The organism is Caulobacter sp. KR2-114, from assembly GCF_049446115.1.
In the GTDB taxonomy this organism is placed as follows: domain Bacteria; phylum Pseudomonadota; class Alphaproteobacteria; order Caulobacterales; family Caulobacteraceae; genus Acaudatibacter.
Genome location: NZ_JBMSEC010000001.1, coordinates 1,031,741 through 1,057,302, shown reverse-complemented (window position 1 = coordinate 1,057,302; position 25,562 = coordinate 1,031,741). Strand labels below are relative to the sequence as shown.

Here is a 25,562-nt window from a genome sequence, read left to right as displayed (position 1 = left end):
TCCGCATGAGCGCCGTTTCCAACGTCGACTTCCCGGGCGAGGCCCTGGACCCCCGCTATCACCTGGCCGAGGAGCCGCACGCGCAGAACGCCACCGCGCTGGGCTTCTGGGTCTATCTGATGAGCGACTGCCTGATCTTCGCGGTGCTCTTCGCCTGCTACGGGGTGTTGGGCCGCAGCTATGCCGGCGGTCCCACCGGCAAGGACCTGTTCGAGCTGCCGACGGTGGCGGTGAACACGGCCATGCTGCTGTTCTCGTCGATCACCTACGGCATGGCCATGATCGCCGCCCAGGAGGGCCGCACGCGCGCCGTGCTGGCGTGGCTGGGCGTCACGGGTCTGTTCGGCTGCGCCTTTCTGGGCCTGGAGCTGAACGAGTTCGCCCACCTGATCGCCGAGGGCGCGGGGCCTGGCCGCAGCGCCTTCCTCTCCAGCTTCTTCACCCTGGTGGGAACGCACGGCCTGCACGTCACCTGCGGGGTGATCTGGCTGGTGACGCTGATGGTCCAGGTCGGCCGCTGGGGCCTGACAGAGGCCAGCCGGCGGCGCCTGATGTGCCTCAGCCTGTTCTGGCACTTCCTCGACGTCGTCTGGATCGGCGTCTTCTCGTTCGTCTACCTGCTGGGAGCGATGTGATGACCGACGCCGCGGCGCATGGCGCCCACGAGGAGCACGGTCACGGCGCCCCGCACGCCACCCGCAGGGACTACGTCGTCGGCTTCCTGCTGGCCGCCGCCCTGACCGTGATTCCGTTCTGGCTGGTGATGAGCCACTTGCTGGAGAACGCGGCCGTGACCGGCGCCCTGGTGATGGGGCTGGCCGCCGTGCAGGTGGTGGCGCACATGGTGTTCTTCCTGCACATGAACCGAAAGGCCGAGGGCGGATGGACGCTGATGGCGCTGCTGTTCACCCTGCTGCTGGTGGGCATCGTGCTGTCGGGCTCGATGTGGGTGATGCATCATCTGGACGTGAACATGATGCCGATGTCCGCCGAGGCCATGCGGCAGGCGCCGTGACCGATCCCCTCGCGTTGACCGGCGGGGCGCGGGGCCGAGGGCTGGTGGCCCTGGGCCTGGCGCTGGCGGCTGTGTTCATCGCCCTGGGCGTCTGGCAGGTGGAGCGGCTGGCCTGGAAGCGGGCCCTGATCGCCGCGGTCGACGCCCGCGTGGCCGCCGCGCCGGCGCCGACGCCCGCCCCGGAAGCCTGGCCAGCAATTGACGACAGGCACGACGCCTACCGGCATGTGACGGTGCGGGGCGAGTTCGACAACGGCCGCGAGACCCTGGTCCAGGCGGTCACCGACGCCGGCCCCGGCTTCTGGGTCGTCACCCCGCTGCGCGCCGGCGCCGGCTTCACGGTGCTGGTCAATCGCGGCTTCGTGCCGGCGGATCGCGCCGCGCCCGCCAGCCGGGCATCCGGCCAGATCGTCGGTCCCGTCATCGTCACCGGCCTGCTGCGGATCAGCGAGCCGCACGGCGGCTTCCTGCGGGCCAACCGGCCCGAGGCGGGCCGCTGGTACTCGCGCGATGTCGCCGCCATCGCCGCGGCCAGGGGGCTGGCTGGCGCCGCGCCCTATTTCATCGACGCCGACGCCACGCCGAACCCGGGCGGCTGGCCGCGCGGCGGCCTGACCGTGATCCGCTTCCGCAACAGCCATCTTGTCTATGCCGCCACCTGGTTCACCCTGGCGGCCATGTCCCTGGGATGGAGCTTCTGGCCGGCGATCGAAGGCGCGCTACGCCGCCGCCGCGGGCCCGCGCGCCTGGCGGGGGCCGATGTCCGCTAGCGCCGAACCGCCGATCCCGCGGGCTGAACAGACGCCGCTGGCGCTGGCTACCGCCCGCTCCAACCTGATGCTGCTCTCGCAGCTGCGCTGGATCGCCGCCGCCGGCCAGCTGGTGACCATCCTGGTGGTGGAGGCCTGGCTGCACATCCGCCTGCCGGTGGCCGAGATGGGCCTGGCCCTGGGCATCCTGGCGATCGGCAATCTCCTCAGCCTGCTGCGCCTGGGCCTGCCCACGCCGGTGACCAACCAGGAACTGCTGTTCAGCCTGATCTTCGACGCCATCATCCTGACCGTGCAGCTGTACCTCAGCGGCGGCGCGACCAACCCCTTCGCCGCCCTCTACCTGCTGCAGGTGATCCTGGGCGCGGTGCTGCTGGAGGCCTGGGCGACCTGGGTGATGGTGGGGGTGGCGATCGTCTGCTACCTGGGCCTGACCCTCGACTACCGGCCGCTGGCCCTGCCGCCGGGCGGGCCTGGGCTGTTTCGCCTGTACATCGTCGGCGCCCTGATCGGCTTCGCCCTGGACGCGGTGCTGCTGGTGTTCTTCATGAGCCGGATCAACGCCAACCTGCGCCATCGCGACGCCCGCCTGGCCGCCCTGCGCCAGCGGGCCGCCGAAGAGGACCACATCGTGCGCATGGGCCTGCTGGCCTCCGGTGCGGCGCACGAGCTGGGCACGCCGCTGTCCACGGTCGACGTGATCCTGGGCGACTGGCGGCGGATGCCGAAGCTGACCGACGATCCCGAACTGGCCCAGGAGATCGAGGAGATGCGGTCCGAGATCGCCCGCTGCAAGGCGATCGTCACCGGCGTGCTGCTGTCGGCCGGCGAGGCGCGGCCGGAGGCAGCCGGGGCCGAGCGCCTGCGGACCTGGCTGTCGGACCTGTTCACCGAGTGGAAGCTGCGCCGCGCCCCCTGGGTCGCCCGCTACGACGACGCCCTGAGGAGCAACCCCCGCATCGTCGCCGACTCCGCCCTGAAGCAGGCCCTGACCAACCTGCTGGACAACGCCATCGAGGCCTCGCCGGAGGCGGTGCGCATGTCTGCGCGGATCGAACAAGACCAGCTGGTGGTCACCGTGGAAGACGAAGGGCCGGGCTTCACGCCGCAGATGCTGGCCTCGCTCGGCAAGCCCTATTCTTCCACCAAGGGCCGGCAGGGTGGCGGTCTGGGCCTGTTCCTGGTGGTCAATGTGCTGCGCAAGCTGGGCGGCCAGGTCGAGGCGCGCAACCGCGAGGGCGGCGGCGCCTCGGTGACGGTCACCGCCCCGCTGAGCGCCCTGGCGATCGAGGCCGTCCGATGAACACCCCCCGCCGGCTACTGATCGTCGAGGACGACCCCAACTTCGCCGCCGCCCTGCAGCGTTCGTTCGAGCGCAAGGGCTACGACGTGCGCCGCGCCGCCCACCTGGCCGACATGCTGCAGATCGCCGAGGGCTTCGCGCCCGGCTACGCCGTGGTCGACCTGAAGCTGGCCGGGGAGTCGGGGCTGGCCTGCGTCGAGGCGCTGCACCGGCGCGATCCCCAGACCCTGATCGTCGTGCTGACCGGCTTCGCCAGCATCGCCACCGCCGTGGAGGCCATCAAGCTGGGCGCCAGCCACTACCTGGCCAAGCCCTCCAACAGCGACGACATCGAGGCCGCCTTCGCCCGGGGCGCGGGCGACACCTCGATCCCGATCGGCCACCGCCCTACCTCGATCAAGACCCTGGAGTGGGAGAAGATCCACGAGACCCTGGTGGAGACGGACTTCAACATTTCCGAGACCGCCCGCCGCCTGGGCATGCACCGCCGCACCCTGGCCCGCAAGCTGGAGAAGCGGCGGCTGACGTGAGGGGGAAGGGCGCGCATCACCCTTACTATCCTGCTCATCCCGGCGAAGGCCGGGACCCAGGCACAAGTCTCCACCGGCAGGATGTATGCCCGCCGTCGCTGGACGCAAATCCAGTGGGCTGAAGCTTTTGCCTGGGTCCCGGCCTTCGCCGGGATGAGCTGAATTGGGGGGGAACGCGTTGCGCCCCCGCGATCTTGCAAGCGAGGCCGCTCCACCGCAGCTAGGGCTGGCTGGTCCAACCCGAGAGTCCCCGCCATGCCCGACGCCGCCTTCGACGCCCTGCCGCCCGCCCTGCGGACCCTTCAGACCCGGCCGCTGTTCGTCATGCGCCTGCAGGTCAAGCCGCTGCAGGTGGTCGGTCCGCAGCGGCGGATCGGGGTGGTGCCGGGCGGGACCTTTGACGGCGAGCGGCTGCGCGGCGAGGTGCTGGACAGCGGCGTGGACTGGCAGACCGTCTCCGCCGACGCGGTCACCGGCCTCGACGTGCGCCTGGTGCTCAAGACCCACGACGGGGCCCTGATCGCCATGACCTACCAGGGCCGCCGCCATGGTCCGCCGGCCGTGCTGGCGCGCCTGGCGAAGGGGGAGGCCGTGGACCCCACGGAATACTATTTCCGCATCCACGGCGGCTTCGAGACCACCGCCGAGCCCTATGCCTGGCTGAACGGGGTGGTGGCGGTGGGGACCGGCCATCGCCTTCCGGAAGGACCGGTCTACAGCCTGTTCGAGGTGCTGTGAGGCGCTCGCCGGGCGCCTTTTTTGCGGTAACATGGGTATGTAAGCCCTGGTCCGACCTTGAGCTTTGGCTCTAGGCTGACGTGATGTTGGAAGGGATCATCATGAAGCGCCTCACCGCCCTTGCCCTGGCCGGCCTCTGCGCCGCCTTCCTGGCCGGATCGGCCACCTCGCAGCCGCGCGAGCGCCGCGCCATCCTCTACGAGTACCCGCACTTCCAGGGCCGCTCCTATGTGGTCTACGGCGGCAACCGCGGCCTCGGCCCCACCGGGTTCGAGGACCGGGCGATGAGCGGCCGCTTCGACGGGCCGTGGACGGTGTGCGAGGATGACGACTTCCAGGGCCACTGCGAGACCGTCTCCGGCGACGTCGGCAACTTCGACCGCCTGGGACTGGGCCACGAGATTTCGTCCCTGCACGCCGTGCGCGGGGGCGGCGAGGACTGGCGCGGCGGCGACGGGCGAGGCGGGGATTGGCGCGGCGAAGGCTGGCGTGGGGGCGGCGCCGGCCCCTACGGCGACTACGGTCGTCCGCGCGGCCGCACCGCGACCCTGTTCGAATACCCGGACTTCCGCGGCCAGTCGTACACGGTCTATGGCGAGAACGCGGGCCTCGGCTCGACCGGCTTCGAGGACCGCGCCATGAGCGGCTACTTCGATGGACCGTGGGTGATCTGCGAGGACGACGACTATCGCGGCCACTGCGAGACCGTGCAGGGGCGGGTGCGCGACCTGGGCCGCATGGGCCTGGGCCACGAGGTGTCCTCGCTGCACGCGCTGCGCGACCGCTGAGGCGCTTGATTGTCGTAGGGTGAGGCGGCGTCCCTGAGCCGCAAAAGGCTCAGGGAAACGCTCCATGAAGATCGACCTCCTGGACACCGCCTCGTTCGCGGACGGCCAGCCGCACGCCCAGTTCGCCTGGCTGCGCGAGAACGATCCCGTGCACTGGCACGAGGAGCCGGGCGGCCCCGGCTTCTGGGCCGTGACCCGCTTCGAGGACGTGTGGGCGGTCGACCGCGACTTCCAGGCCTATTCGTCCGAGCCGACCATCATGATCCACGACCCCCTGGCCGAGGCCGGCGGCGGGTTCGGCCCGTACAAGATGATGCTGATGATGGATCCGCCGGATCACACGGCGTTCCGCAAGCTGATCCGCTCGGAGTTCACCCTGCCGTCCGCCAAGCTGCGCGAGGCGCGCATCAAGGCCCTGGCCAAGCAGATCGTCGACGCGGTGATCGACAAGGGCGAATGCGACTTCGTCTCCGACGTCGCCGGCGAGATGCCCTCGTTCGTCATCGCCGAACTGATGGGCCTGCCGCTGGACGACGGGCGCGAGCTCTACAAGCTGACCGAGGCGATCCACACCGCGCCGGAGGCCCAGGCGCCCGGCGCGGGCGGCGCGGCGGTGATGAAGATGTTCGAGTACGGCCGCGGGGTGATCGACGAGAAGCGCGCGCGGCCGGGCGACGATCTGGCCTCGCGCCTGCTGGCCTGCGAGGTCGACGGGCGGCGGCTCGACGACATGGAGTTCCTGCTGTTCTTCCTCTTGCTGGTGGACGCCGGCGGCGACACGACCCGCAACCTGCTGTCCGGGGGGCTGCTGGCGCTGATGCAGCATCCGGACCAGATGGCCTGGCTGAAGGCCGACCTGCCGGGGCGCCTGGCCACCGCGCGCGAGGAGATGCTGCGCTGGACCAGCCCGGTGATCTACATGCGCCGGACGGCCAAGCACGACGTCGAGCTGGCCGGAAAGACCATCCGCGCGGGCCAGAAGGTGGTGATGTACTTCGGCTCGGCCAACCGCGACCCGGCCCACTTCGACCATCCGGAGCGGTTCGACCTGTCGCGGGCCGTCAACGCGCACAACGCCTTCGGCGCCGGCGCCCACGCGTGCCTGGGCCAGCACATCGCCCGGGTCGAGATCGACGCCATGCTGGTCGAGGTGCTGAGCCGGATGACCGACTTCGAACTGGCCGCGCCGCCGGAATGGCTGGCCAGCAACTTCATCTCCGGCCCGCGGGCCATGCCCCTGAAGTTCAGGGCGGCCTAGGTCCGCGCAGGCCCCCTTCTGTCATCCCGGAATCCGCGCAGCGGATATCCGGGACCGCGGCAAGCGCGGGCGCCTGATACGGCAGCCGGACGTCCAGCGTTTCCGGCGGTCCCGGATAAGCCGCGATGCGGCTTTCCGGGATGACAGTGAAAGTGGCGTGGCAGTTCAGCCGCTCTTACACCTCCACCCCGTGCGCCCAGGGCTGCGTGGCGAAATAGTCGCGCAGGAAGGCGATCAGCGCCCGCACCCGGGCCGGATTGCCGTGGCCGGGAGGCGAGACGATGTAAAGCGGGCCCGGATCGGTGTTCCAGCCGGGGAACACCTCCTCCAGCCGGCCCTCCTGCAGCTCGCGCCAGATGAAGAATTCCGGCTGCAGGGCGATGCCCAGGCCCGCCAGAAGCGCGGGCACGGCGGCCCCGGAATTGTTGACGTGGTAGCGCCCGGCGACCACCACCTCGCACTCCTCCTCGCCGTCGTCGCGGGTGAAGCGCCAGTGGTTGCCGAGGCCGATGTGCGAATAGATGATCGCCTGGTGGCCGACCAGCTCGCGCGGATGCTGCGGCCGTCCCATCCGTTCCAGGTAGGCCGGCGCGGCCACGGCCGGGCGGCGGAACGAGGCCAGGCGGCTGATCCGCAGCGAGGAATCCACGAACGGCCCGACCCGAAGCGCCAGGTCGAAGGCGTCGCCGACCATGTCGATCGGTTCGTCGGTCAGGTGCAGGTCGATCTCGATGTCCGGATAGCGGGCCATGAAGTCGGGCAGGATCGGCGTCAGGATCTCCAGGCCGAACAGCACGCTGGAGGCCAGCTTGATGTGGCCGCGGGGGAGGGCGGCGGTCTCGAACACCTCGGCCTCGACCGCGGCGCCGTCGGCCAGGATGCGCGCGGCGCGCTCCAGCGCCAGGCGGCCGTTCTCGGTCAGCGACAGGCGCCGGGTGGTGCGGTGCAGCAGGGTGGTGCGCATCCGCTGTTCCAGCCGGGTGATCGCCTTGGAGACGGTGGTCTTCGACAGGCCGAGGTCCTCGGCCGCCACCGAGAAGGAGCCACGCTCCGCCACCTTGGCGAAGATCGCCCAGGCTTCGAAGTCGGGCAGGTGCGGCATGGGCGGTCCGGCGGTTGAGGCTGGGGGCACCATGCCTGTTCCGCCGGATTCCGCAACAATCCCGGCGAAGGCGGCGCCGGGGCCGCTGGCCGGGGCGGGGGTCATTGCAAGGGCGCGCTCGGCAGGGCGGCGTCGTCCCAGTGGGCGCGGCGCCAGGCGTTCGGAGTCTCGCCGGTCAGGCGGCGGAACAGTTTCGACAGGTGCGCCTGGTCGGCCAGGCCGACGGCGATGGCGATCTGGCTCAGGGGCTCGCGGGCGCGCAGCATCAGGGCCTGCGCCTGGGCGATGCGACGCCCCATGACATAGGCGTGCGGCGACAGGCCGAAGCTGTGCTTGAAGGCCCGGCTGAACTGGCTGACGCTCAGCCGCGCCAGCGCCGCCAGTTCGGGCACGCCGACGGCGTCGTCCAGGTGGCTGTCGACGTGGGCGGTGACCTTGCGGATCTGCCAGGGCGCCAGGCCGCCCTTGGCGTAGAGGTTCGGGCCGGCGTCCACGTCATTGGCGGGCGGCGGCGGGATGATCGCCTGGCCGAGGCCGCCGATCGGGCGGGCGGCGTCGGACGGGGCGGTGGCGAAGCGCTGGGCTTCCGCGCGGTTGGTCTGCATGTCCCTCACTCCAGCTTGAGCGTGAGGGAGCAGATAGTCGGCCACAGCCCCGCCGATAATCTACCTGGCCTGCATCAGATTGTTGCCGAAATGGGCCTAATCGGCGCGGACCTCGGATCCCCCGGCGCCAAGGCAGAAGTCCTGGCGGCGCGTGCAGATTTTCGGCGCCCGCCCGGGCCGGCGGCAATCTCGACTTGTCGGCGGGGTGTTCCCACATCCTGAAGGGCCGCGGCTGCACCCGGCCGGACATCCCAGAGGGGCGCCGATGATCGCCGCGACCGCGAAGAAGCAGATCAAGCTGGGCGCCTTCATGCGCCCCGTCAGCATCCACACCGGCGCCTGGCGCTATCCGGGCGCCTTTCCCGACGCCAACTTCAACTTCCAGCACCTGAAGCGCTTCATCCAGAAGCTGGAGGCCGGCAAGTTCGACGCCTTCTTCATGGCCGACCACCTGGCGGTGCTGAACATGCCGGTCAAGGCGCTGAAGCGCAGCCACACGGTGACCTCGTTCGAGCCCTTCACCCTGCTGTCGGCGCTGGCGGCCGTGACCGAGCGGATCGGCCTGGCGGCGACCGCTTCGACCACCTACGACGCGCCCTATCACATCGCCCGCCGGTTCGCCTCGCTGGACCACATCAGCGGCGGGCGCGCGGCGTGGAACATCGTCACCACCGCCAACCCCGACGCGGCGCTGAACTTCAACCTCGACGAGGACATGGACCACGACGAGCGCTACCGCCGGGCGCGGGAGTTCTACGACGTGGTGACCGGCCTGTGGGACTCCTTCGCCGACGACGCCTTCGTGCGCGACGTCGAGGCGGGCATCTATTTCGACCCCGAGCGGATGCACGTGCTGGACCACAAGGGCGAGCACCTGTCCGTGCGCGGGCCGCTGAACATCGCCCGTCCGGTGCAGGGCTGGCCGGTGATCATCCAGGCCGGCGCCTCGGAGGCCGGCCGGCAGCTGGCGGCGGAGACCGCCGAGGTGGTGTTCGCGGCGGGCGGCAACCTGGAAGCCTCCAAGGCCTTCTACGCCGACATCCATCGGCGCATGGCCGCGCTGGGCCGCGATCCGGACAGTCTGAAGATCCTGCCCGGCGCCCTGGTGGTGGTGGGCGACACCGACGACGAGGCCCGCGCCAAGCGCGCCCACCTCGACAGCCTGGTGCACTACGACAGCGGCATCGCCTCGCTGAACGGCATGCTGGGCTACGACGTCTCCGGCTTCGATCCGGACGGGCCGCTGCCGGAGATTCCGGAGACCAACGCCAGCCAGAGCGCGCGCGAGCGCATCGTCGCCACCGCCCGGCGCGAGAACCTGACCATCCGCCAGCTGGCCGCCCGCGCCGGCAGCTACGGCGGCACGGCCTTCGTCGGCACGGCCAAGACCATCGCCGACGAGATGGAGCGCTGGATCGACCAGGACGCCTGCGACGGCTTCAACATCATGTTCCCGTTCCTGCCCGAGGGCCTGGACGACTTCGTCGAGCAGGTGATCCCCGAGCTGCAGGCCCGGGGCCGGTTCCGCCGCGAGTACGAGGGAACCACCCTGCGCGAGCACCTCGGCCTTCGCCGGCCGCCCAACCGCTTCTTCGAGGGCGCGCAGCAGGCGGCGGCCGAATAGGCGGCGGCCAAATAGGCGGCGTTGGGGCGGGCTGACGGGCGATCTCGCCCACGCCGGGGAAGTTTCCCCTGGTCAAGCCTCGCCGTCTCGGGAACGGTGGGCGGATGTCGCCGACCCTCCGCATCATGACCGGTCTCGTCCTGGGCCTTGGCCTCGGCATCGTCCTCGCCGCCTGGAGCCCCGGCTGGCGGGACGGCGCCATCGCCGTACTCGACGCCCTGGGCGGCGTCTGGCTGGACGCCCTGCGCATGACCATCGTGCCGCTGGTGTTCGCCCTGCTGGTCACCGGCGTCGCCCAGGCGGCCGGGACCCTGGCCGCCGGCGGCATCGCCGGACGGGCCCTGCTGGTGTTCGGCGTGCTGCTGCTGGTCTCGGCCGCGGTCTCGGTGGTGACCGCCGGGGCCCTGCTGGACGTCTGGCCGCCGTCGCCCAGCGCCACGGCCGCCCTGCGCGCCTCGCTGAAGACCGCCGGCGCCGTGCCGCCAACCCCGCCCTTCGCCGAGTGGCTGCGCAGCTTCGTGCCGAACAACGCGATCAAGGCCGCCGCCGACGGCGCGATGGCGCCGCTGGTGTTCTTCGCCCTGGTGTTCGGCCTGGCGGTGACCCAGATCGAGACGGACCGGCGCGAGCGGCTGTTCGGCTTCTTCGACGCCATCCAGGCGGCGATGATGGTGATCGTGCGCTGGGTCCTCTGGGTCGCGCCGGCGGGCGTGTTCGCGCTGGGCCTGGTGTTCGGCGCGCGCACCGGCGTGGCCGGCCTGGGCGTGCTGGTGCAGTACGTGGTGGTGGTCTCGCTGATGTGCCTGCTGGCCGGGCTGATCGCCCTGGTGCTCGGCATCGTCGGCGGCCGCGTGCCGGTGGGCCGCATGATGGCGTCGCTGATCCCGGTGAACGCCGTGGCGATCTCCACCCAGTCCTCGCTGGCCTCGCTGCCGACCATGCTGGAGGCCTGCGAGAAGATCGGCGTGCGCACCACGGTGCGCGACCTGGTGATGCCGATGGCCGTCGCCCTCTTCCGGATGACCAGCCCGGCCGGGAACATCGCCGTGGCGGTCTACGTCGCCCACGTCTACGGCATTCCCCTCGACCCGCTGCACGTCGTCGCCGGGGTGGTGGTGGCGGCGCTGGTCAGCCTGGCGGCGGTGGGCATCGCCAGCGCGGTGACCTTCTTCACCACCCTGGGGCCGATCTTCATGGCCATGGGCCTGCCGATGGAGCTGCTGCCGCTGCTGCTGGCGGTGGAGACCCTGCCGGATCTGTCGCGCACCATCGGCAACGTCGCCGCCGACGTCGGCGTCACCGCCCTGATCGACCGCTGGACCGGTCGGCCCGCGCCCTCTTCGGTCGAGGCCTAGGCTTTCCTATATCAGCCTCGAACGCCGGCTCGGCCGGCCCCGATCGCTTGCGAAAGTCCGTCCGATGAAACAGTTCGTCTGCCCGTCCTGCGGCGCCGTGAACCGCGCCCCCGAAGGCCGCGACGCGCGCCAGGCCAAGTGCGGCAAGTGCCACCAGGCCCTGCTGACCGGCGCGCCGGTCGAGGTCACCGGCGCCCAGCTCGCGGCGCACCAGAAATCCACCAAGGGCGCCGCCATCCTGCTGGACGTCTGGGCTCCGTGGTGTGGCCCGTGCCGCTCGATGGCCCCGCAGTTCGCCGCCGCGGCCAAGGACCTGGAGCCGGACGTGCGGCTGCTGAAGCTGAACTCGGACAACGAGCCGGCCGCCGCCAGCGCGCTGGGCGTCCAGGGCATCCCGGCCCTGTTCCTGATCCGCGACGGCCAGGTGATCGCCCGCACCGCCGGCGCCATGCCCGCCAGCCAGATCGTCGGCTGGGCCCGCCAGGCGCTGGCCAAAGCCGCCTAGCCTCTTCCCTCCCCCTTGTGGGGAGGGACAGCCCGCGAAGCGGGCAGGGTGGGGGTTGCCTGCCGACGCACGGGCTCTTCTCGCAGGGCGGCGCACGGCTCCTCACTTCCCCACCCTGATCGCTGCGCGATCTGTCCCTCCCCATGAAGGGGAGGGCGGAAATGCGCCTAACCCACGGAATTTTGTACGCAACGGCCGTAAAGCGCGGCCGGTCTGGCCTTCCTGCGCCGGGCGCCCTGGCGCGCCCGCGTCGGCCGCCCATGTGACGGCCAAGGCGCCGCCACGAGACGGCGCGGCTCAAGAAGGCGATGCCCATGTCGACGTCCAAGTCCCTCCTGCTCGCGGCGACGGCCGTGGGCCTGGTCTCCCTGTCAACCTCCGCCGCCGCGGCCGGGTTCTATGTCCAGGAGCAGTCGGCCAAGGGCCTGGGACGGGCCTATTCGGGCGAGGCCACCGACACCGGCGCGGCGGCGCTGTGGTGGAACCCGGCGGCGATCGCCAGCGTCGAGAACGGCGAGGTCTATTCCGGCTTCCACGTGGTCTCGGCCCACGCCGACGTCGTCGACCAGGGCTCGACCATCACCCGCCCGCTGCAGGGCGTGACCGGCGTCGGCGGCGCCGGCCTGGAACGCGATCCGGTGGAGACCGGCTATGTGCCGAACCTGGCGGTGGCCAAGCGGCTCAACGACCGCTTCGTGGCCGGCTTCGCCATCACCGCGCCCTACGACTTCACCACCAAGTACGGGCGCGACAGCTGGACCCGCTACGAGGCCCTGACCTCGCGCCTGCTGACCCTGGACTTCCAGCCGACCCTGGCCTTCCAGGCGACGCCCTGGCTGGATGTCGGCGTGGGCCTGGACGTGGAATACACCCACGCCCGGCTGACCAACGCCCTGCCCAACCTCTCGCCGCTGCTGCCCGACGGCAATTCCGAGCTGAAGGGCGACGGCTGGAACGTGGGCTGGAACATCGGCGCCCAGGCGCGGCCGAGCAGCCGCCTGACCCTCGCCGCCAGCTACCGGTCGGCGATCCGCCACGACCTCGGCGGCCACGTCACCGTCTCCGGCCTGCAGGGACCGCTGGCCGTCGCCAACGTCGACACCGGCGGCGAGGCGCGCTTCTCGACGCCGTGGATCGCCACCTTCGGCGCCCGCTACAAGGCCACCGACCGCCTGACCCTGCTGGCGCAGGTGCAGCGCTTCGGCTGGAGCGAGTTCAGCGCCATCGATGTCGCCTACGCCGGCCAGACCCTGACGACGCCGGAACGCTATCACGACACCACCAGCGAGGCGTTCGGCGCCGAGTACGTCGTCAATCCGAAGATCACCGTCCGCGCCGGCATCCAGCACGATCCGACGCCGACGCCCGACGTGGGCCGCTCGGCGCGGGTGCCGGACGGGGACCGGATGCTCTACGCCGTCGGCTTCACCTACGAGCGCAGCCGCTCGATGTCGCTGGACGCGGGCGTCTCGTACATCCACTTCGACAACACCCACGTCGGCGCCGACGCCACCGCCTACGCCGGCACCCCGCTGGTCACCCCGATCAGCCTCGACGGCGAGGTCACCGGCAACGCCGTGGTGTTCTCGGTCGGGGTGCGCAAGCGGTTCTGAGGGCGGGCGAGTGCGGCGCTCCCCCGGTCTCTCGACCGTCACCCTCGGGCGTCAGTCCCGAGGGTCCATGCACGCGTGAGATGGATTGGCGCGCTTCGAAGGGCGCGCCACGACGGGCCGCTCCAGCGACGCTCCGCTGCCGCTCGCGACGGCCTCTCCCGTGTTCATGGATCCCCGGGACTTACGCCCGGGGATGACGGTGGAACGATGGGGCGACGGGGCGGCTAACCCTACGGCGTGGCCGCCGGCCCGTGCGGCTTGCCGGCCGGGACGGGGGAGGCGCGGTCCAGGCCGCCGCGTTCGGCGCTGGCCACGGAGCGGTCGATGAAGTCGGCGACGTCGGCGTGCAGCTGCCGCAGGGCCTCCGGGTTCAGGTAGACCATGTGGCCGGACGGATAGTACCGGAACTCCAGGTTCTTCTGCTGCTGCGGCTCCAGCATCATGTGCGACAGGTCGTACTCGGTGGAGGTGAACGGCGTGGCCATGTCGTAGTAGCCGTTGGCCGACATCACGTGCAGGTACGGGTTGGTGCGCATGGCGGCGGCCAGGTCCAGAGCCACGTCCGGCGTGGTCTCCGCGTCGCCCCCGGTCGGCGGCTTGTGCTTCCAGTCCCAGTCGAACTCCTTCAGGCCATAGGCGGCGACCCGGTAGGGCATGTCGGTCTGGTACTTCAGCTCCTTGGTCAGATAGTCGCTGAACGTGCTGATGAAGGCGCCGCTGATCGCCGTGTCCGACGGATCGTAGTCGGGGCTGGAGCCGGCGGCGTCGGTGTCGACGCCGGTATAGCGGCTGTCGAAGCGGCCGACGGTCAGGCGCTGGTCGCGCAGCAGCTCCTTCTGGAAGCGGTCGAGGTCGACGCGCAGGTTGGCGCGCTTGATGAAGTCCGGCGACAGGCCGGTGAAGGCGCTCATCTGCTGGGCGATGGCGTCGCGCTCGGCGGGGCTGATGTTGTGGCCCTTGGCCAGGGCGGCGGCATAGGGACCCAGCGCGAACTGGCGGGCCTGCTCGACGAAGGTCGCCACGTCCGCCGGACGGTTCGGGACCTTGTTGTGGTACCAGGCGGTGGCGGCGTAGCTCGGCAGATAGCCGATATAGACCTCGTCGTAGCCGGGGGTCTCGACGCCGAAGTTGAGGATCGAGGACAGCAGCACGACGCCGTTCAGGGCCATGCCGCGGTCCTGCAGCTGGTAGGCCAGCGCCGCCGAGCGGGTGGTGCCGTAGGATTCGCCGAACAGGAATTTCGGGCTGTTCCAGCGGCTGTTGCGGGTCACGTAGCGGATGATGCCGCGGGCGAAGGCGTCGGCGTCCTGGTCCACGCCCCAGAACGCCTTGTTCTCGGTGGCGCCGAGCGGGCGCGAGAAGCCGGTGCCCATGGCGTCGAGGAACACCAGGTCGGTCTTGTCGAGCAGGGTCTGCTCGTTGGGCCCGAAGGCGAAGGGCGCCGGGCGGATGGTCTCGGGGTTCGAAGTGCGCACCCGCATCGGCGCGAACGAGCCCATGTGCAGCCAGATGCTCGAGGAGCCGGGCCCGCCGTTGTAGAAGAAGGTCACCGGCCGCGCCGCGCCGCCGGCGTCGGCGCCGTCCAGGGTATAGGCGACATAGAACATGCTGCCGGTGGGCTTGCCCTCGTCGTCGCGCAGGGTCAGCGTGCCGGCGGTGGCGGTATAGTGCAGCACCTTGCCGGCCACGGTGATCTGGTGGCTGGTGGCGGTGGCGGTCTCCTTGACCGGGGCGCGGGCCCAGCCGGTCTCGACCTCGGCGGCGGTGGCGTCCTTGTGCCGGTCCTCGACGGACTGGGTCTTGCCGGCGGCGCCGTCGGCCGGGTCGTCGGCGAGCGCGGGCAGGCCTGTGGCGATCGTGGCGGCGAGGGTGAGGACGGAGAGCGCGGTGAACAGCAGTTTGCGCAAGGTTGAACTCCTGGACAGCATCGTTTGTCTGCTGCCTATCAGGTCAACCGCCGCGCTTGAATGTCAGCCGGCGCCACATTGCCGATATTTAACCTGGGGCAGGGCGGTTTCGCGCAATCGCCGCCATCCTGGGCAAGGCCATGATGGCCAGGGCGACCGTGACGGGGAAACGGCGCCGCGATCCCTGACCCCATTGTGCAAGGAGATTTGACTCCCGTGGCCAACGCCCGCCCGACCATCGAGACCCGGCGCGACCAGATGTTCCCCACCCTGGAGCCGGCGGAGGTCGACCGCCTGCGGCGGTTCGGCGAGGTGACCCGGTTCGAGGACGGCGAGGCCCTGCTGGTCAACGGCCGTCCGGCCAGCCGCTTCGTGGTGATCCTGTCGGGCGCGGTGCGGGTCACCCAGCAGGACCAGATGGGCCACCGGCTGGAGATCGTCACCCACGAGGCCGGCGCCTTCATGGGCGAGGTGGCGCAGCTCTCGGGCGCCCCGTCGCTGGTGGACGCCCACGCCGTGGGCCCGGTGGAGGCGCTGCTGCTGGCGCCCGACCGGCTGCGCGCCGTGCTGATCGCCGAGGCGGAGCTGGGCGAGCGGATCATGCGCGCCCTGATCCTGCGCCGCGTGGCCCTGCTGGAGAGCGGGTCTGGCGGGCCGGTGATCATCGGCCATGACGGCAGCGGCGACGTGATCCGGCTGCTCAGCTTCCTCGACCGCAACGGCGTGCCGCGTCACCTGATGGACCCCAACGTCGACGCCGACGCCCAGACCCTGATCCAGCGCCTGCATGTCGACGCCGCCGAACTGCCGATCGTGCTCTGTCCCGGGGGCGAGCTGCTGCGCAATCCGTCGGAGAGCCAGCTGGCCCGCTGCCTGGGCATGGTCGGGCCGGTGGATCCGGACCGGCTGTACGACGTGGCCATCGTCGGCGCGGGTCCGGCCGGCCTGGCGGCGGCGGTCTACGCCGCTTCCGAGGGGCTGTCGGTGCTGATGTTCGACGCCCGCGCGTTCGGCGGCCAGGCCGGGGCCTCGGCGCGGATCGAGAACTATCTCGGCTTTCCCACCGGCATCCGCGGCATGGCGCTGATGGGCCGGGCCTACAACCAGGCGCACAAGTTCGGCGCCGAGACCGCGATCCCCGATACCGTGGCCCGCCTCAGCGATGCCGCACCCGGCGCGCAGGGGCCTTACAGCCTGGTGCTGGACACCGGCGAAGCGGTGCAGGCCCGCTCGGTGGTGATCGCCAGCGGCGCGCGCTACCGGCGCCTGAACCTGCCCAATCTCGACGCCTTCGAAGGCTCCAGCGTGCACTACTGGGCCTCGCCGCTGGAAGCGCAGCTGTGCAAGGACCAGGAGGTGGCCCTGGTGGGCGCCGGCAATTCCGCCGGTCAGGCGGTGGTCTACCTTGCCAGCCACGTAGCCAAGGTCTGGCTGCTGTGCCGCGGCCGGGACATCGCCGACAGCATGTCCCGCTATCTGGTGGACCGCATCCGGGGCCTGCCCAACGTCGAGGTGCTGACCGAGACCGAGGTCACCGCGCTGGACGGCGAGGACGGCAATCTCGCCACCGTCGCCTGGCGTCACCGGCGCACCGGCGAGGCGGCCCGCCGCGACATCCGCCACCTGTTCCTGTTCATCGGCGCCCAGCCGAACACCGACTGGCTGAGCGACTGCGCGGTGGGCGTCGACGCCAAGGGCTTCGTGCGCACCGGCGCCGAGGCCGGCGCCGGGCGCGGCGTGCTGGAGACCAGCCGCGAGGGGGTGTTCGCCATCGGCGACGTGCGCGCCGGCTCGGTCAAGCGCGTGGCCGCCGCGGTCGGCGAGGGGGCGCAGGTGGTGGCCGCGGTGCACGCCTTCCTGGCGTCACGCGACCCGATGGCGGCGCAGCCGCCTCATACCTGAACGGAGACCATCGCCATGCCCGCCTACTGCTCCCACGGCGACGCCATCCGCAAGGTGACGCCCAGCGCCCTCGGCTGCGAGGAATGCCTGAAGACCGGCGCCCCCTGGCTGCATCTGCGGCTCTGCCGCCAGTGCGGCCACGTCGGCTGCTGCGACGACTCGCCGAACCGCCACGCCAGCAAGCACTTCCACGCCACCGGCCACCCGGTGATCGAGGGCTACGACCCGCCGGAGGGCTGGGGCTGGTGCTTCGTCGACGACGTGATGCTGGACCTGGGCGAAGACACGACGCCACAGCGCGGCCCGATCCCGCACTTCACCCTGGCGCAGCTGGAAGCCGGGTTCAAAGCGGCGCTCGACGAGCCGGAGAAGTGGTGAGCGTGGCGCGCGGCTGTGGCCCCCTCCGTCTCGCCGCCCTATCGGGCGTCGATCCACCTCCCCCGCTACGCCTTCGGCTTCGCATGGGAGGAGGGCGGTCGCACCGTCTTCTCCTCCCATGCGGAGCGCAGCGTAGCGGGGGAGGGGGACCGTCGGGCGAAGCCCGATGGTGGAGGGGGCCTGCGATCGCGGATGAAGGTCCCTAGGCCGCCGCCGCCATCCGCTGCAGTTCGGCGAGCTGGTCCTGGTATTCCAGGGCCTTGGCCAGCAGCCGGGGGCGCCAGGCGTCGGTGGCCGCGCCGGCCAGGGCCAGGGCGTAGCCATAGCCCACGGACGGCTCCAGCGCCTCGGCGCCGGTGGCCTCGAACACCCAGGTCAGCATGGTGGCGGCGAAGGTGAGGTCGAGGTTGCGGGTCATCAGCTCCACATCCACCTCGGCGCCCAGGGCGCCGGCCCGCACCGCCTCGGCCACCAGCGCCATCCAGAAGGCCTTGCGCTCGGGGGTCAGCAGGGCGGTCCGTTCGTCCTTGCCGCTGGAGTCCAACAGGGCGGTCCACAGCGTCTTGTAGAACTCCGGGTCGGCCGCGTAGTAGCCGATGGTGATCGACACGGCCTGGAAGATGCGCTCGATCGCGTCCACCCCCTGCATGCGCGCGAACCGCGCCTGGAAGTCGTCGATGTCGTCGAGCACCGCCAGCACGATGGCGCGCTTGGAGCCGAACAGGTTGTAGGGCGTCGACAGGCTGACCTCGGCGCGGGCGGCGATGGCGCGCATGGACAGGCCGGTGTCGCCGGTCTCGCGGATCAGGTCGCGCGCCGCCGCGGTGATCCGCCGGCGCCGGTCGGCCTTGCCCTCTTCGCGTCTGGTCATCCGCATCCCGGTCCTCGAAAAGCCCTGAGGTCCTCGAATATCGGCCCTTGATCAAACTTGGAACACGTTCTTAAGACGAGGACCAAACAGAACCGTACTCAAAAGGGAGGTCCGCATGGGCCAGGCAAACGGCCGCAAGGCGATCTTCATCACCGGCGCGGCCTCCGGCATGGGCCTGGAGACGGCCCGGGTGTTCCATGCCGAGGGCTGGTTCGTCGGCGGCTACGACGTCAACGACGCCGGCCTGAAGGCCCTGGAGGCGGAGCTCGGCGCCGAGAACTGCCTGGTCCGACGGCTGGACGTCACCGACCGCGAGGACTACCGCGCCGCCCTGGCCGACTTCGCCGCCGCCACCGGCGGGACGATGGACGTGCTGTTCAACAACGCCGGGATCGGCCGCGGCGGACCGTTCGCCGACCAGCCGTGGGACGACGTGATGGCGGTGGTCAACGTCAACCTGGTGGGCGTGCTGATCGGCATCCACGAGGGTGTGGGCCTGCTCAAGGCGACGCCCGGCTCGATGTGCTTTACCACCTCGTCCTCTTCGGCCACCTACGGCATGCCGGGGATCGCGGTCTATTCGGCCACCAAGCATGCGGTGAAGGGCCTGACCGAGGCTCTGGCGGTGGAGTTCAAGGCCTACGGCGTGAAGGTGGCGGACGTGCTGCCGGGCCTGATCGACACCCCGATCCTGCCGCCGGGCGCCGCCGCCAATGCGCCGAAGGACGGCATGTTCCGCGCCATTCCGCCGGTGGAAGTGGCCAAGGTGGTCTGGCGCGCCTACCACGAGGATCGCCTGCACTGGTACGTGCCCGAGGAGATCTACGAGCTGGACAAGGCCGCCACCCTGGCGCCCGAACAGACGCGCGACGGCATGGCCGGCGGCTCGCTGTTCCAGACCCTGAACGCCGCCACCGCCGCGGGCTAGATCGCGGCGCGGTCCCGGGTGCGAGGCGGCGCGCCCCGCACCCGGCTGCGGCCCTAGAACGGGCCGTAGTAGCCGTGGCTGTGATGATGGTGGTGGTGGTGATGATGGTGATGGTGGTGGTGATGATACGGCCGCCACCCGCGGCCATAGTAGTAGTAGCGGTAGGCCGGCGGCGCGTACCAGTAGCTGCGGCGGTAGTGGTGATGGTGATGATGGTGGTGGTGATGATGGTGATAGACCCAGTACTGGGCCTTGATCACCTCGCCGCCCGTGGCGGGCCGCGCCGCGGCGTCGCGCTCGGCCGCCTCGACCACCCTCAGCCGCTCGACGGCGTCGGGGATCGGGTCCAGCAGGTCGTTGAAGGATTGCGCGGGCGGGATCGCCGGCTGTGGCGGCGAGGCGGCCTGCGCGCCGGCGGGTACGGTGACGGCGGCCGTCATGGCCGCAGCCATGCCGAGGGTCCGTTTTGGCATGCGAAAGAGCTCCGTTCAGGACGGCGCCGCGGCGCCGACATTTCGTCCCTGAAACGGATAACTCGGGCGCCGCGCCAACGATCCGGCCGGCGAGAGATCGTGATCGTAGGCGCGCTTCAGGCCGCCGCGGCCGCCAGCCGGTCGATGTCGAGCTGGGGCGACAGGCCCAGGGCCTCGAACATCGCGGCCCGCTCAGGGCCGACCTTCGGCGGGTAGAGGGCGGCGTTGGCCCTGCGGCCGCGCGCCCAGAAGCCGACGATCTTGGCCAGGTTGGCCGGCCGCTTCAGCCAGGCTTCGGGGTGCTCCAGCATGTGGAAGCCGCGCAGGGCCTCGCGCAGCAGGGCCACGTCCGCCCGGGTGGCGACCGCCACGCCGTCCTCGAAGAAGCTCTTCAGCACGCGGGACGACAGGTTCGGGCGATAGCCCGGCGTCAGGATGTGCCGCGCCCGGCGGATCGCCGCGCGGTCCTGGGTCTGCATGTTGTCGTAGTAGGGTCGCAGCACCTCGGCGACCTTGCCGGCATAGGCCACCGCCCGCCCGGCCGCGTCGGATCGCGCGGCCAGCACGTCACGCAGCAGATAGGCCTCCACCGCCGCGAACGAGCAGCCGCGACCGTAGAGCGGGTTGGTGCGCACCAGGCTGTCGCCCACCGGAAACAGCCCCAGCGCCACCGGCCGGCCTTCCGGCGCGAAGTCCCGCCAGCGGCTGGCCAGGTCGCCCATGCCGAACACCCGGCTGACCGGCTCGGCGCGCGCGGGATCGACCCAGGGCTGCATGCCCGGCAGCTGGTTCAGGATGGCCTCGAACGCCTCGGGCCGGACCACGGCCTTGCGCAGCTCCTCTTCGATCTCGGGCACGCACAGGGTGATCGAGAAGCAGCCGTTGTCGCCGGGAAACACGCCGAACTTCAGGAAGCCCAGGTCGCCGGTGCCGGGCAGCTTGCCCCGCGGCGGCTCGGTCTGGCCTTCCAGCAGACGGTAGTGACGGGTGAAATAGAGGATGCCGCAGGTCTCGGAGGTCTCGGGAACCGGCGCGCCCTCGGCGGCCAGTTGTTCGACCACACCGCTGGTCCGGCCGGCGGCGTCGACCACCAGGTCGGCGAGCAGCTCGCGCGGGCCGTCGGCGTCCTCACCGCGCAACCCCCGCACTACCAGCGCCCCGGCATCGTCGCGGCCGGTGACCAGGCCTTCGACGAAGAAGCCGGAGACGATCCGCACCCCCGCCAGTCGCTCCACATACCGGCGCATCACCAGTTCCAGGGTCGTGCGGCGGCTGGTGAGCACGGCCATGTCGGCGTCCCCGTCCGCCGGGGCGTAGCCCTTGCGCAGGCTGTCGCTGAGCATGTCGACAAAGCCGATCTCGCGGCAGCCGGCGTCGACCAGGTCCTTCAGCAGGCCCGGATGCTCGGCCTTGATCAGCGAGCGCAGCCTGGCCAGGAAGGCGTGACTCTGCCGCAGGTGGCCCACGCCGCGGCGGTTCCAGTCGCGGAACGCCTCGTGGGTGTCCCCCGTCGGCGGCGGGTCGTCGCGCTCGACCAGGGTGACCGCCCGTCCGGTCGGGGCCAGGGCCAGGGCCGTGCACAGGCCGGCGATGCCGGCGCCGATCACCAGCACCTGTTCGCGCGCCGCCTCGCTGTCGTGGGTCATGGTCCTGCCTTGTGTCACGCGGTGCGCCGGAAGCTAGCGAAGCGCCCGGCGGTTGCACAGAAAATTTTCGAACGCATTCTAATTTTTGCGTCTTTACGGTTCGCTACGCCGCCGCCAAGGTCCGCGCAACCAATCGAAAGAAACAGGGGCGTGCGCGATGCGGGCGGTGGTGCGGCGGAACAAGCAGCTGGTCTGCACGGACATCGACGATCTGACGCCGGGGCCCGGCCAGGTGCTGGCCCGCACCCTGTGCTGCGGCATCTGCGGCTCCGACCTGCACGCCCTGCACTCGCTGGAGCACATGCTGGAGCTCGGCCGCCGGTCGGGCGGCGGCGGGGTGGGCGGCGGGCTGGACCCCAGCGCCGACATCGTCTTCGGCCACGAGTTCTGCGCCGAGATCCTCGACCACGGTCCCGGCTCGGCCAGGACGCTGAAGGCGGGAACCCGGGTGGTCACCATGCCGGTGATGATCAGCGCTGAGGGGTTCGAATCGATCGGCTATTCCAACCGTTTTCCGGGCGGCTATGCCGAGCGGATGCTGCTGGCCGAGCAGATGCTGCTGGAGGTGCCCAACGGCCTGTCGTCGGTGCAGGCGGCCATGACGGAGCCTTTCGCGGTCGGCGAGCACGCGGTGGCGGCCTCGGTGCTGGGCGACGGGTCGGGGGCGGCGGCCGCGCCGCTGGTGATCGGCTGCGGCCCCGTGGGCCTGGCGGTGATCGCCGCCCTGAAGACCCGCGGCGTCGGCCCGATCGTGGCCGCCGACTTCTCCCCGGCGCGCCGGGCCCTGGCCGAGGTGATGGGCGCCGACGAGGTGATCGATCCGGCCCAGCAGTCTCCTTACGAGAACTGGTCGGCGCGCGGGGTGCCCACCACCTTCGCCGAGCGGGCGATGGCGCAGATGACCGGGCAGGGCAAGCGCGCGGTGATCTTCGAATGCGTCGGCGTGCCAGGGCTGCTGCAGAAGGTCATCGAGGGGGCCCCGGGCGGCTCGCAGATCATCGTCGCCGGGGTGTGCATGGCCACCGACAGCATCGAGCCCTCGCTGTGCATCAACAAGCAGCTCGATTTCCGCTTCGTCCTCGGCTACTCGCCGCAGGAATTCTCCGACACCCTGCGCAATATCGCCGACGGACGCATAGATGTGCTTCCGGCGATCACCGACACCGTCGGTCTTGAGGGCGTGGCCGGCGCATTCGCCGCCCTGGCGGACCCCGAGCGTCAGTGCAAGATCGTCGTGGATCCCTCGCTGTAGAGATCGCCGACCGTGCGAGACCGCGCCCCCCAACGCGGTCTTCTTCGCGCGATCTCTTCCGCATCCGGTCGAGTGCGGCCGCTTTTGGGCTCGATATTTGCGGCCGGGCGCCGTAAGCCCGATACTGGAACGTGTTCCAGCGAGGAGACGCGTTCCAGCGAGGAGACTCGGGCGCGCGATGAACAAGCCGGTTACGACGGGACTGACGGTGGTCGACGGGACAGCGCCCGAAGACTACCTGCGCCTGGACGTTCAGCTGTGCTTTGCGCTCTATACGGCGACCAACCTGGTCACGCGTCTCTACCGGCCGCTGCTGGAGCCGCTGGGGCTGACCTATTCGCAGTATCTGGCGATGATCGCGCTTTGGGAGCAGGCGCCGCAGTCGGTGGGCGCGCTGGGCCGGCGCCTGAACCTGGACTCCGGCACCCTGACGCCCCTGTTCAAGCGGCTCGAGAAGCTGGGCCTAGTGACCCGCCAGCGCGACCCGGGGGACGAGCGGCGAGTGCTCGTCGACCTGACCGACGCCGGGATCGCCCTGCGCGCCCGCGCCGCCCATATCCCGCTGACCGTGCTGGGCCAACTGCCCCTGCCGGTGGACGAGGTCGTGGCCCTGCGCGCGACCCTCGAGAAGCTCAGCATCGGCCTCGGGGCGGATGACGGTGAGCCCGATCGCGAAGCCCGCGCCGGCTGATGTCCCCGGGTGACCCAGCGTCACCCCGGCTTGCAAAAAATTTCCGGAACGCGTTTCGATATTCTTCCGCTGGGCGGCTTGCTTTACGTTGACGTCAACGTAATATCGAACTAGCGTTTGAATCCGAGGCCGGGGCGCAAGACCCCTTCGGACCTGCCAGGGAAGAGAGATGACCAGCGACCTTCGCCGCCCCGCGCGGACCTTCACCATCCGCCAGCTCTGCCGCGAGTTCCAGACGACCCCGCGCGCGCTGCGCTTCTACGAGGACAAGGGGCTGCTCTCGCCGTCGCGGCAGGGCATGAACCGGGTCTACTCGTACAAGGACCGCGCCCGGCTGAAGCTGGTGCTGCAGGGCAAGCGCGTCGGCCTCGCCCTGGCCGAGATCCGCGAGATCCTGGAGCTGTACGGCAAGGGCGACGGCGAGGCGGCTCAGAACGCCAAGGCGCTGCGCAAGTTCAAGGAGCGGATCATCGCCCTGGAACAGCAGCGCGAGGACATCGGCGCCGCCCTCGACATCCTGCACAAGGCCTGCGCCAACCTGGAAGAGCAGCTGAGCAAGGTGCGCCCCGACCTGCTGCCGCAGGCCGAGGAATACGACCGCATGGTCCGCGCCCGCGTCGACGGCCACCACGAACCGGCGTTCATGCGCTGAGAAGAGGGCGGTGCAGCAGTCCTCTCCCCATTGCATGGGGCCAGGGCTATCTGCTGCGGCTTTGAGCGCGCTGACGACGCCTGCGAATTCGGCGCGGCGACCCCTGGCCCTGGCCGCCAAGTTCCCGTAAGCGCGGCTCACCTGCCCGCGCCCAACAGGAGCCGCCCATGCCCGCCGCGCCGCCCGCCACCCTCGACCAGGCCTTCCGCGAGGCGCGCACGCGCAACGGCTGGAGCCCGCAGGCGGTGTCCGAGGCGCTGCTGCGCGAGGTCTACGACCTGGCCAAGTGGGGACCGACCTCGGCCAACGCCTCGCCGGCGCGGTTCGTGTTCGTCACCAGCGACGCGGCCAAGCAGCGGCTGGCGCCCTTCCTGTCGGCCGGCAACAAGGTCAAGACCATGGCCGCCCCGGTGTGCTGCATCGTCGGCTACGATGTCGCCTTCGCCGAGCACCTGCCGCGCCTGTTTCCCCATGACCAGACGGCCAAGACCTGGTTCGCCCACCCGCAGGTGGCGGAGACCACGGCGTTTCGCAACGGCACCCTGCAGGGCGCCTACCTGATCATCGCCGCGCGCCTGCTGGGCCTGGATTGCGGGCCGATGTCGGGCTTCGACAACGCCGGCGTCGACCAGGAATTCTTCGCCGGCACGTCGGTGAAGTCGAACTTCCTGGTCAACATCGGCTACGGCACGGACGAGAACCTGTTCGCCCGCAGCCCGCGCCTCGACTTCGAAGAGGCTTGCCAGATCCTCTGAGCCGTCCCTCTGCTCCAGGGAGCGACTGGGAGGACGACATGGACCTGCAGCTGGCCGGCAAACGCGCCCTGATCACCGGCGGCAGCCGCGGCATTGGCCTGGCCATCGCCCGGCAGCTGGCGCTGGAAGGGGCGGCGGTGGCGATCGCCGGGCGCGACCGCGAGGCGCTGTCGGCGGCCGTGGCGGCGCTGAAGGCCCAGACCGGCGGTTCGGCCATCGGCGTGGCGATGGACACGGGCGACGACGCCTCGGTGAGGGCCGGGGTCTCGGCGGCCGCGCGCGAACTCGGCGGCCTCGACATCCTGGTCAACGCGGCCGCCAAGCCGGGAGGCCAGGCGCCCCCGCCGAAGCTGGCCGAGATCACCGACCAGCTGTTCTGGGACGACGTGAACGTCAAGGTGATGGGCTATCTGCGCGTGGCCCGCGAGGCCGCGCCGCACATGGCCGCCGCCGGCTGGGGCCGGATCATCAACGTCAGCGGCCTGGCCGCGCGCTCCACCGGCTCGACCATCGGCTCGATCCGCAACGTGGCGGTGGCGGCCCTTACCAAGAACCTGGCCGACGAGCTGGGACCGCAGGGGATCAACGTCACCGTGGTGCACCCCGGCCTCACCCGCACGGAGAAGACCGGCCCGCTGGTGGAGGCCCGCGCCGCGGCCACCGGGCACACGGCGGCGGAGGTCGAGAGCCGCATGGCGGGCAACGTCCTGATCGGCCGCATCGTCGACGCCGCCGAGGTGGCCGACATCGTCGCCTTCCTGGCCTCGCCGCGCAGCGTGGCGATCAACGGCGACGCCATCGCCTGCGGCGGCGGGGTGAAGGGACCGATCCACTACTGAAGCGCTCGCGCGCAGACGCCTCGCCCGCTATCGTTGGGAAACCAAGCGCCCGGAGCAACCGG

26 protein-coding genes are annotated in these 25,562 nt (G+C 70.8%); 20 read left to right on the top strand and 6 right to left on the bottom strand.

The window, feature by feature from the left end; genetic code table 11:
* The first annotated feature begins 5 nt into the window (after nt 1-5).
* From cyoC to ACO2Q3_RS04745, 8 genes are all read left to right on the top strand, one after another.
* A complete protein-coding gene (cyoC, locus tag ACO2Q3_RS04780; RefSeq protein ID WP_423305391.1) occupies nt 6-635 on the top strand; it encodes a cytochrome o ubiquinol oxidase subunit III in 630 nt (209 codons plus the stop codon).
* Nucleotides 635-1,015, top strand: a complete 381-nt coding sequence (gene cyoD / locus ACO2Q3_RS04775; RefSeq protein WP_423305390.1) for a cytochrome o ubiquinol oxidase subunit IV — start codon at nt 635-637, stop codon at nt 1,013-1,015. Before cyoC ends, cyoD begins: the two co-directional genes overlap by 1 nt.
* Nucleotides 1,012-1,785: an SURF1 family protein gene (locus ACO2Q3_RS04770; protein WP_423305389.1), complete on the top strand. Its 774-nt coding sequence runs from the start codon at nt 1,012-1,014 to the stop codon at nt 1,783-1,785. Before cyoD ends, ACO2Q3_RS04770 begins: the two co-directional genes overlap by 4 nt.
* A complete protein-coding gene (locus tag ACO2Q3_RS04765; RefSeq protein WP_423305388.1) occupies nt 1,775-3,088 on the top strand; it encodes an ATP-binding protein in 1,314 nt (437 codons plus the stop codon). The genes ACO2Q3_RS04770 and ACO2Q3_RS04765 overlap by 11 nt, the downstream gene beginning before the upstream one ends.
* Complete coding sequence (locus tag ACO2Q3_RS04760; RefSeq protein WP_423305387.1) at nt 3,085-3,618, top strand: response regulator transcription factor; 534 nt, start codon at nt 3,085-3,087, stop codon at nt 3,616-3,618. Before ACO2Q3_RS04765 ends, ACO2Q3_RS04760 begins: the two co-directional genes overlap by 4 nt.
* Nucleotides 3,619-3,873: 255 nt before the next feature.
* A complete protein-coding gene (locus ACO2Q3_RS04755; protein WP_423305386.1) occupies nt 3,874-4,356 on the top strand; it encodes a DUF3237 domain-containing protein in 483 nt (160 codons plus the stop codon).
* 101 nt (nt 4,357-4,457) lie between these two features.
* A complete protein-coding gene (locus ACO2Q3_RS04750; RefSeq protein WP_423305385.1) occupies nt 4,458-5,144 on the top strand; it encodes a beta/gamma crystallin-related protein in 687 nt (228 codons plus the stop codon).
* Nucleotides 5,145-5,208: 64 nt separating this feature from the next.
* The gene (locus tag ACO2Q3_RS04745; protein ID WP_423305384.1) at nt 5,209-6,402 is read left to right on the top strand and encodes a cytochrome P450; all 1,194 of its coding nucleotides are present in this window, start codon (nt 5,209-5,211) and stop codon (nt 6,400-6,402) included.
* A 175-nt stretch (nt 6,403-6,577) separates the two neighbouring features.
* Here ACO2Q3_RS04745 and ACO2Q3_RS04740 read toward each other — a convergent pair whose 3' ends face one another.
* Both ACO2Q3_RS04740 and ACO2Q3_RS04735 read right to left on the bottom strand, forming a co-directional pair.
* A complete protein-coding gene (locus ACO2Q3_RS04740; RefSeq protein WP_423305383.1) occupies nt 6,578-7,504 on the bottom strand; it encodes a LysR family transcriptional regulator in 927 nt (308 codons plus the stop codon).
* A 101-nt stretch (nt 7,505-7,605) separates the two neighbouring features.
* Entirely contained in the window at nt 7,606-8,109 is a 504-nt protein-coding gene (locus ACO2Q3_RS04735) for a helix-turn-helix domain-containing protein (RefSeq protein WP_423305382.1), read from the bottom strand.
* 265 nt (nt 8,110-8,374) lie between these two features.
* Here ACO2Q3_RS04735 and ACO2Q3_RS04730 point away from each other — a divergent pair, with 265 nt between their 5' ends.
* The 4 genes from ACO2Q3_RS04730 (at nt 8,375) to ACO2Q3_RS04715 (ending at nt 13,206) form a co-directional block, all read left to right on the top strand.
* Nucleotides 8,375-9,733: an LLM class flavin-dependent oxidoreductase gene (locus ACO2Q3_RS04730; RefSeq protein ID WP_423305381.1), complete on the top strand. Its 1,359-nt coding sequence runs from the start codon at nt 8,375-8,377 to the stop codon at nt 9,731-9,733.
* A gap of 104 nt (nt 9,734-9,837) precedes the next feature.
* The gene (locus ACO2Q3_RS04725) at nt 9,838-11,088 is read left to right on the top strand and encodes a dicarboxylate/amino acid:cation symporter (protein ID WP_423305380.1); all 1,251 of its coding nucleotides are present in this window, start codon (nt 9,838-9,840) and stop codon (nt 11,086-11,088) included.
* 64 nt (nt 11,089-11,152) lie between these two features.
* A complete protein-coding gene (gene trxC / locus ACO2Q3_RS04720; RefSeq protein WP_423305379.1) occupies nt 11,153-11,593 on the top strand; it encodes a thioredoxin TrxC in 441 nt (146 codons plus the stop codon).
* A gap of 314 nt (nt 11,594-11,907) precedes the next feature.
* Nucleotides 11,908-13,206, top strand: coding sequence for an OmpP1/FadL family transporter (locus ACO2Q3_RS04715; RefSeq protein ID WP_423305378.1), 1,299 nt, complete (start codon nt 11,908-11,910; stop codon nt 13,204-13,206).
* A 230-nt stretch (nt 13,207-13,436) separates the two neighbouring features.
* Here ACO2Q3_RS04715 and ACO2Q3_RS04710 read toward each other — a convergent pair whose 3' ends face one another.
* Nucleotides 13,437-15,113: a S10 family peptidase gene (locus ACO2Q3_RS04710; protein ID WP_423305377.1), complete on the bottom strand. Its 1,677-nt coding sequence runs from the start codon at nt 15,111-15,113 to the stop codon at nt 13,437-13,439.
* 216 nt (nt 15,114-15,329) lie between these two features.
* Here ACO2Q3_RS04710 and ACO2Q3_RS04705 point away from each other — a divergent pair, with 216 nt between their 5' ends.
* Nucleotides 15,330-17,015, top strand: a complete 1,686-nt coding sequence (locus ACO2Q3_RS04705; RefSeq protein WP_423305376.1) for an FAD-dependent oxidoreductase — start codon at nt 15,330-15,332, stop codon at nt 17,013-17,015.
* 15 nt (nt 17,016-17,030) lie between these two features.
* Nucleotides 17,031-17,393, top strand: coding sequence for a UBP-type zinc finger domain-containing protein (locus ACO2Q3_RS04700; RefSeq protein ID WP_423305375.1), 363 nt, complete (start codon nt 17,031-17,033; stop codon nt 17,391-17,393).
* Between the two features lie 202 nt (nt 17,394-17,595).
* On the opposite strand, the gene ACO2Q3_RS04695 is transcribed toward ACO2Q3_RS04700, so the two are convergent.
* Entirely contained in the window at nt 17,596-18,264 is a 669-nt protein-coding gene (locus tag ACO2Q3_RS04695; RefSeq protein ID WP_423305374.1) for a TetR/AcrR family transcriptional regulator, read from the bottom strand.
* A 115-nt stretch (nt 18,265-18,379) separates the two neighbouring features.
* On the opposite strand from ACO2Q3_RS04695, the gene ACO2Q3_RS04690 reads away from it, so the two are divergent.
* Complete coding sequence (locus ACO2Q3_RS04690) at nt 18,380-19,192, top strand: SDR family oxidoreductase (RefSeq protein ID WP_423305373.1); 813 nt, start codon at nt 18,380-18,382, stop codon at nt 19,190-19,192.
* Nucleotides 19,193-19,245: 53 nt separating this feature from the next.
* On the opposite strand, the gene ACO2Q3_RS04685 is transcribed toward ACO2Q3_RS04690, so the two are convergent.
* Together ACO2Q3_RS04685 and ACO2Q3_RS04680 are read right to left on the bottom strand one after the other, a co-directional pair.
* Nucleotides 19,246-19,665 carry a hypothetical protein gene (locus tag ACO2Q3_RS04685; protein ID WP_423305372.1) on the bottom strand — a complete coding sequence of 140 codons (420 nt, stop codon included), beginning with the start codon at nt 19,663-19,665 and terminating at the stop codon, nt 19,246-19,248.
* A gap of 116 nt (nt 19,666-19,781) precedes the next feature.
* Nucleotides 19,782-21,311 carry an FAD-dependent oxidoreductase gene (locus ACO2Q3_RS04680; RefSeq protein ID WP_423305371.1) on the bottom strand — a complete coding sequence of 510 codons (1,530 nt, stop codon included), beginning with the start codon at nt 21,309-21,311 and terminating at the stop codon, nt 19,782-19,784.
* Nucleotides 21,312-21,468: 157 nt separating this feature from the next.
* On the opposite strand from ACO2Q3_RS04680, the gene ACO2Q3_RS04675 reads away from it, so the two are divergent.
* The 5 genes from ACO2Q3_RS04675 (at nt 21,469) to ACO2Q3_RS04655 (ending at nt 25,500) form a co-directional block, all read left to right on the top strand.
* Nucleotides 21,469-22,563, top strand: a complete 1,095-nt coding sequence (locus tag ACO2Q3_RS04675; RefSeq protein ID WP_423305370.1) for a zinc-binding dehydrogenase — start codon at nt 21,469-21,471, stop codon at nt 22,561-22,563.
* Between the two features lie 178 nt (nt 22,564-22,741).
* Entirely contained in the window at nt 22,742-23,254 is a 513-nt protein-coding gene (locus tag ACO2Q3_RS04670; RefSeq protein ID WP_423305369.1) for a MarR family winged helix-turn-helix transcriptional regulator, read from the top strand.
* Nucleotides 23,255-23,423: 169 nt separating this feature from the next.
* A complete protein-coding gene (locus ACO2Q3_RS04665) occupies nt 23,424-23,906 on the top strand; it encodes a MerR family transcriptional regulator (protein WP_423305368.1) in 483 nt (160 codons plus the stop codon).
* 167 nt (nt 23,907-24,073) lie between these two features.
* Nucleotides 24,074-24,661: a malonic semialdehyde reductase gene (locus tag ACO2Q3_RS04660; protein WP_423305367.1), complete on the top strand. Its 588-nt coding sequence runs from the start codon at nt 24,074-24,076 to the stop codon at nt 24,659-24,661.
* A 38-nt stretch (nt 24,662-24,699) separates the two neighbouring features.
* A complete protein-coding gene (locus tag ACO2Q3_RS04655) occupies nt 24,700-25,500 on the top strand; it encodes an SDR family NAD(P)-dependent oxidoreductase (protein ID WP_423305366.1) in 801 nt (266 codons plus the stop codon).
* Nucleotides 25,501-25,562: the final 62 nt, after the last annotated feature.

Bases quoted from the DNA above. Each gene is read 5' to 3' on its own strand.
- cyoC (WP_423305391.1), top strand. From the start codon at position 6: ATGAGCGCCGTTTCCAACGTCGACTTCCCGGGCGAGGCCCTGGACCCC.
- cyoD (WP_423305390.1), top strand. From the start codon at position 635: ATGACCGACGCCGCGGCGCATGGCGCCCACGAGGAGCACGGTCACGGC.
- ACO2Q3_RS04765 (WP_423305388.1), top strand. From the start codon at position 1,775: ATGTCCGCTAGCGCCGAACCGCCGATCCCGCGGGCTGAACAGACGCCG.
- ACO2Q3_RS04760 (WP_423305387.1), top strand. From the start codon at position 3,085: ATGAACACCCCCCGCCGGCTACTGATCGTCGAGGACGACCCCAACTTC.
- ACO2Q3_RS04755 (WP_423305386.1), top strand. From the start codon at position 3,874: ATGCCCGACGCCGCCTTCGACGCCCTGCCGCCCGCCCTGCGGACCCTT.
- ACO2Q3_RS04750 (WP_423305385.1), top strand. From the start codon at position 4,458: ATGAAGCGCCTCACCGCCCTTGCCCTGGCCGGCCTCTGCGCCGCCTTC.
- ACO2Q3_RS04745 (WP_423305384.1), top strand. From the start codon at position 5,209: ATGAAGATCGACCTCCTGGACACCGCCTCGTTCGCGGACGGCCAGCCG.
- ACO2Q3_RS04740 (WP_423305383.1), bottom strand. From the start codon at position 7,504: ATGCCGCACCTGCCCGACTTCGAAGCCTGGGCGATCTTCGCCAAGGTG.
- ACO2Q3_RS04735 (WP_423305382.1), bottom strand. From the start codon at position 8,109: ATGCAGACCAACCGCGCGGAAGCCCAGCGCTTCGCCACCGCCCCGTCC.
- ACO2Q3_RS04730 (WP_423305381.1), top strand. From the start codon at position 8,375: ATGATCGCCGCGACCGCGAAGAAGCAGATCAAGCTGGGCGCCTTCATG.
- ACO2Q3_RS04725 (WP_423305380.1), top strand. From the start codon at position 9,838: ATGTCGCCGACCCTCCGCATCATGACCGGTCTCGTCCTGGGCCTTGGC.
- trxC (WP_423305379.1), top strand. From the start codon at position 11,153: ATGAAACAGTTCGTCTGCCCGTCCTGCGGCGCCGTGAACCGCGCCCCC.
- ACO2Q3_RS04715 (WP_423305378.1), top strand. From the start codon at position 11,908: ATGTCGACGTCCAAGTCCCTCCTGCTCGCGGCGACGGCCGTGGGCCTG.
- ACO2Q3_RS04700 (WP_423305375.1), top strand. From the start codon at position 17,031: ATGCCCGCCTACTGCTCCCACGGCGACGCCATCCGCAAGGTGACGCCC.
- ACO2Q3_RS04695 (WP_423305374.1), bottom strand. From the start codon at position 18,264: ATGACCAGACGCGAAGAGGGCAAGGCCGACCGGCGCCGGCGGATCACC.
- ACO2Q3_RS04690 (WP_423305373.1), top strand. From the start codon at position 18,380: ATGGGCCAGGCAAACGGCCGCAAGGCGATCTTCATCACCGGCGCGGCC.
- ACO2Q3_RS04685 (WP_423305372.1), bottom strand. From the start codon at position 19,665: ATGCCAAAACGGACCCTCGGCATGGCTGCGGCCATGACGGCCGCCGTC.
- ACO2Q3_RS04680 (WP_423305371.1), bottom strand. From the start codon at position 21,311: ATGACCCACGACAGCGAGGCGGCGCGCGAACAGGTGCTGGTGATCGGC.
- ACO2Q3_RS04675 (WP_423305370.1), top strand. From the start codon at position 21,469: ATGCGGGCGGTGGTGCGGCGGAACAAGCAGCTGGTCTGCACGGACATC.
- ACO2Q3_RS04670 (WP_423305369.1), top strand. From the start codon at position 22,742: ATGAACAAGCCGGTTACGACGGGACTGACGGTGGTCGACGGGACAGCG.
- ACO2Q3_RS04665 (WP_423305368.1), top strand. From the start codon at position 23,424: ATGACCAGCGACCTTCGCCGCCCCGCGCGGACCTTCACCATCCGCCAG.
- ACO2Q3_RS04660 (WP_423305367.1), top strand. From the start codon at position 24,074: ATGCCCGCCGCGCCGCCCGCCACCCTCGACCAGGCCTTCCGCGAGGCG.
- ACO2Q3_RS04655 (WP_423305366.1), top strand. From the start codon at position 24,700: ATGGACCTGCAGCTGGCCGGCAAACGCGCCCTGATCACCGGCGGCAGC.